Source organism: Streptomyces fuscigenes (assembly GCF_021556455.1).
GTDB lineage: Bacteria > Actinomycetota > Actinomycetes > Streptomycetales > Streptomycetaceae > Streptomyces > Streptomyces fuscigenes.
In genome coordinates this window covers 1-3,527 of sequence record NZ_JAKGCV010000521.1, presented here as the reverse complement: position 1 = coordinate 3,527, position 3,527 = coordinate 1, and the positions used below count along the sequence as shown (strand labels likewise).

Below are 3,527 nucleotides of genomic sequence, written 5' to 3'. Positions count from 1 at the left end.
CGCCGGAGCCGCCGCTCTGGGGCCCCGCGCCGGAGCCGCCGTCCCTGGGCCCGCCCGGGAGTCCCGGGGCCGCCGAGCGCCGCGCGGCGACCGTTCTCCGGGAGGCCCGGAGCCCGGAGGCGCCACGCCCCGGATCGGGTGACCCGCACACAGCGCACACCGCGGACGTCGCCGAGCGCACGCGAAAGGGGCCGGGCCCCGGACCGATGATCGGTCCGGGGCCCGGCCCCTTGCTTCCTTCGCGAGCCGCGCCGAAGCGCGCCGCCCGCTACGGGCGTCGGGTCACGCTTCCTTCGTCAGGTTCGGGCCGCCGCCGGCCGCCTGCTCGATGGGAGGAGCGTCCGGCAGCGCCGCCTTCTCCTCGCCGCGGAACGTGAACTTCTCGTCGTCGCCCTCGCCCTCGGTGCCGACGACCACGATGTGGCCCGGGCGCAGCTCGCCGAAGAGGATCTTCTCCGAGAGCGCGTCCTCGACCTCGCGCTGGATCGTCCGTCGCAGCGGCCGGGCGCCCATCACCGGGTCGTAGCCCCGCTTGGCGAGCAGGTCCTTCGCGGCCTGGCTGAGCTCGATGCCCATGTCCCGGTCCCGCAGACGCTCGTCCATCTCGTGCACCCGCAGGTCGACGATCTTGAGGATGTCGTCCTGGGTGAGCTGCGGGAAGACGATGACCTCGTCGACACGGTTGAGGAACTCGGGGCGGAAGTGCTGCTTCAGCTCGTCGCTGACCTTCGCCTTCATCCGCTCGTAGTTCGACGTGTCGCCCTGCGCCGCGAAGCCCAGGTTGAAGCCCTTCGAGATGTCCCGGGTCCCGAGGTTGGTCGTCATGATGATGACCGTGTTCTTGAAGTCCACGACCCGGCCCTGGGAGTCGGTCAGACGACCGTCCTCCAGGATCTGCAGAAGGGAATTGAAGATGTCGGGGTGGGCCTTCTCGACCTCGTCGAAGAGGACGACGGAGAACGGCTTCCTGCGGACCTTCTCGGTCAGCTGGCCGCCCTCTTCGTAGCCCACGTATCCGGGCGGGGAGCCGAAGAGCCGGGAGACCGTGTGCTTCTCGCTGAACTCCGACATGTCGAGGGAGATCAGCGCGTCCTCGTCGCCGAAGAGGAATTCCGCCAGCGCCTTGGACAGCTCGGTCTTACCCACGCCGGACGGGCCGGCGAAGATGAACGAGCCGCCGGGACGCTTCGGGTCCTTCAGGCCCGCACGCGTACGCCGGATCGCCCGGGAGAGCGCCGCCACGGCGTCCACCTGGCCGATGACGCGGCGGTGCAGCTCGTCCTCCATGCGCAGCAGGCGCGAGGACTCCTCCTCGGTGAGCTTGAAGACCGGGATGCCGGTGGCCGTGGCCAGGACCTCTGCGATCAGGTCCTCGTCGACCTCGGCGACGACGTCCATGTCGCCGGCCTTCCACTCCTTCTCCCGCTTGGTCTTCGCGGCCAGCAGCTGCTTCTCCTTGTCCCGGAGGGAAGCTGCCTTCTCGAAGTCCTGGGAGTCGATCGCCGACTCCTTCTCCCGGCGGACCCCGGCGATCTTCTCGTCGAACTCGCGCAGGTCCGGCGGCGCGGTCATGCGGCGGATGCGCATCCGGGAACCGGCCTCGTCGATCAGGTCGATCGCCTTGTCCGGCAGGAAGCGGTCCGAGATGTAGCGGTCGGCCAGGGTGGCCGCCGCGACCAGCGCCGAGTCGGTGATGGAGACGCGGTGGTGGGCCTCGTAGCGGTCCCGCAGGCCCTTGAGGATCTCGATCGTGTGCGGCAGGGAGGGCTCGGCGACCTGGATCGGCTGGAAGCGGCGCTCGAGGGCCGCGTCCTTCTCCAGGTACTTGCGGTACTCCTCCAGCGTGGTCGCACCGATGGTCTGGAGCTCGCCGCGGGCCAGCATCGGCTTCAGGATGCTGGCGGCGTCGATCGCGCCCTCGGCGGCACCCGCACCCACGAGCGTGTGGAGCTCGTCGATGAACAGGATGATGTCGCCGCGGGTGCGGATCTCCTTGAGGACCTTCTTCAGGCGCTCCTCGAAGTCACCGCGGTAGCGGGAGCCCGCGACCAGCGCGCCGAGGTCGAGGGTGTAGAGGTGCTTGTCCTTGAGGGTCTCGGGCACCTCGCCCTTGACGATGGCCTGCGCGAGTCCCTCGACGACGGCGGTCTTGCCGACGCCGGGCTCACCGATCAGCACCGGGTTGTTCTTCGTGCGTCGGGACAGGACCTGCATGACCCGCTCGATCTCCTTCTCGCGCCCGATGACCGGGTCGAGCTTGGACTCGCGGGCCGCCTGGGTGAGGTTGCGGCCGAACTGGTCGAGGACCAGCGACGTGGAGGGCGTGCCCTCCTGGGGGCCGCCGGCGGTGGCGGACTCCTTCGTCTGGTAGCCGGAGAGCAGCTGGATGACCTGCTGCCGCACCCGGTTGAGGTCGGCGCCCAGCTTCACGAGGACCTGGGCGGCGACGCCCTCGCCCTCGCGGATCAGGCCGAGCAGGATGTGCTCGGTGCCGATGTAGTTGTGGCCCAGCTGAAGAGCCTCGCGGAGCGACAGCTCCAGGACCTTCTTCGCACGGGGGGTGAAGGGGATGTGGCCGGACGGGGCCTGCTGGCCCTGGCCGATGATCTCCTCGACCTGCTGGCGGACCGCCTCGAGCGAAATCCCGAGGCTCTCCAGGGCCTTAGCGGCGACACCCTCACCCTCGTGGATCAGTCCCAGGAGGATGTGCTCGGTGCCGATGTAGTTGTGGTTGAGCATCCGGGCTTCTTCCTGAGCCAGGACGACAACCCGCCGCGCGCGGTCGGTGAACCTCTCGAACATCGTTATCGCTCCTCAGAGCGGTCAGGCAGTAAAAGGGGTCGGTCCCCTCTCTGTCCTTCCGCAGCTTAGTCCCGCAAGCGGGGACCGCTCGGGTCCATCCCCGCATCCGCGGGGAGCAGCGTTCCTCCTGAATCGCTGACGAACGCTCCAACCCGATGGTGCGAGACGATGTTCCCCCAGGCCAAGCAGATACCGCCGCCATCACTACGCCGATGGCGAACGGGAGTCGCCCGGGCCCGTGTGGCGCCCCTCCCCACTAGGGATGTCTTACCCGCGGGCACCGGCAGTCCATGCCGTGTGCCCCCCTCCCCTCAGCTACGGGCGAACAGGCTCCACCACTCGTCGCGGCCGCCGGCGGGGACCGGCGGGAACGTTCGGTGATCGAGCAGGGACCCAGCGTAACCCGGCGGGTCGCCGGGGCGTTGGCCTTTCATGTCCTTCACCGTTCCGGGCCCCCGGGGCCGCCGCTCGTACGACTCCGCGCACCCGGGCGCCCGCGAGCGGATCGCCCGCTTCCACGAGGAGGCCTTCGGCCGGTCCGTCCTGCGGGCGGGGCCGGACGGGGCGCCCCGCCTGGCCACGGGCGTCGCGTTCGACGTGCTGGAACTGCCGGCCCGGGCCGGGCGCGCGGTCGTCGAGCGGCTCGACCGGCTCGTCCGGTCCGCCCGGCCCCACGGGCTCGATCCGGCGGTCCCCGCCGGCGGAGGCCCGGGGGGCGGCGGGCA

General features: G+C 70.4%; 1 protein-coding gene and 1 pseudogene. One reads left to right on the top strand and one right to left on the bottom strand.

All coding sequences use genetic code 11. The annotated features are described in order from the left end of the window. Nucleotides 1-282: 282 nt before the first annotated feature. Nucleotides 283-2,802, bottom strand: coding sequence for an ATP-dependent Clp protease ATP-binding subunit (locus tag L1885_RS25645; RefSeq protein WP_235799546.1), 2,520 nt, complete (start codon nucleotides 2,800-2,802; stop codon nucleotides 283-285). 432 nt (nucleotides 2,803-3,234) lie between these two features. Here L1885_RS25645 and L1885_RS25640 point away from each other — a divergent pair. After that, a pseudogene (locus L1885_RS25640) lies at nucleotides 3,235-3,527 on the top strand (hypothetical protein); the annotation flags it as partial.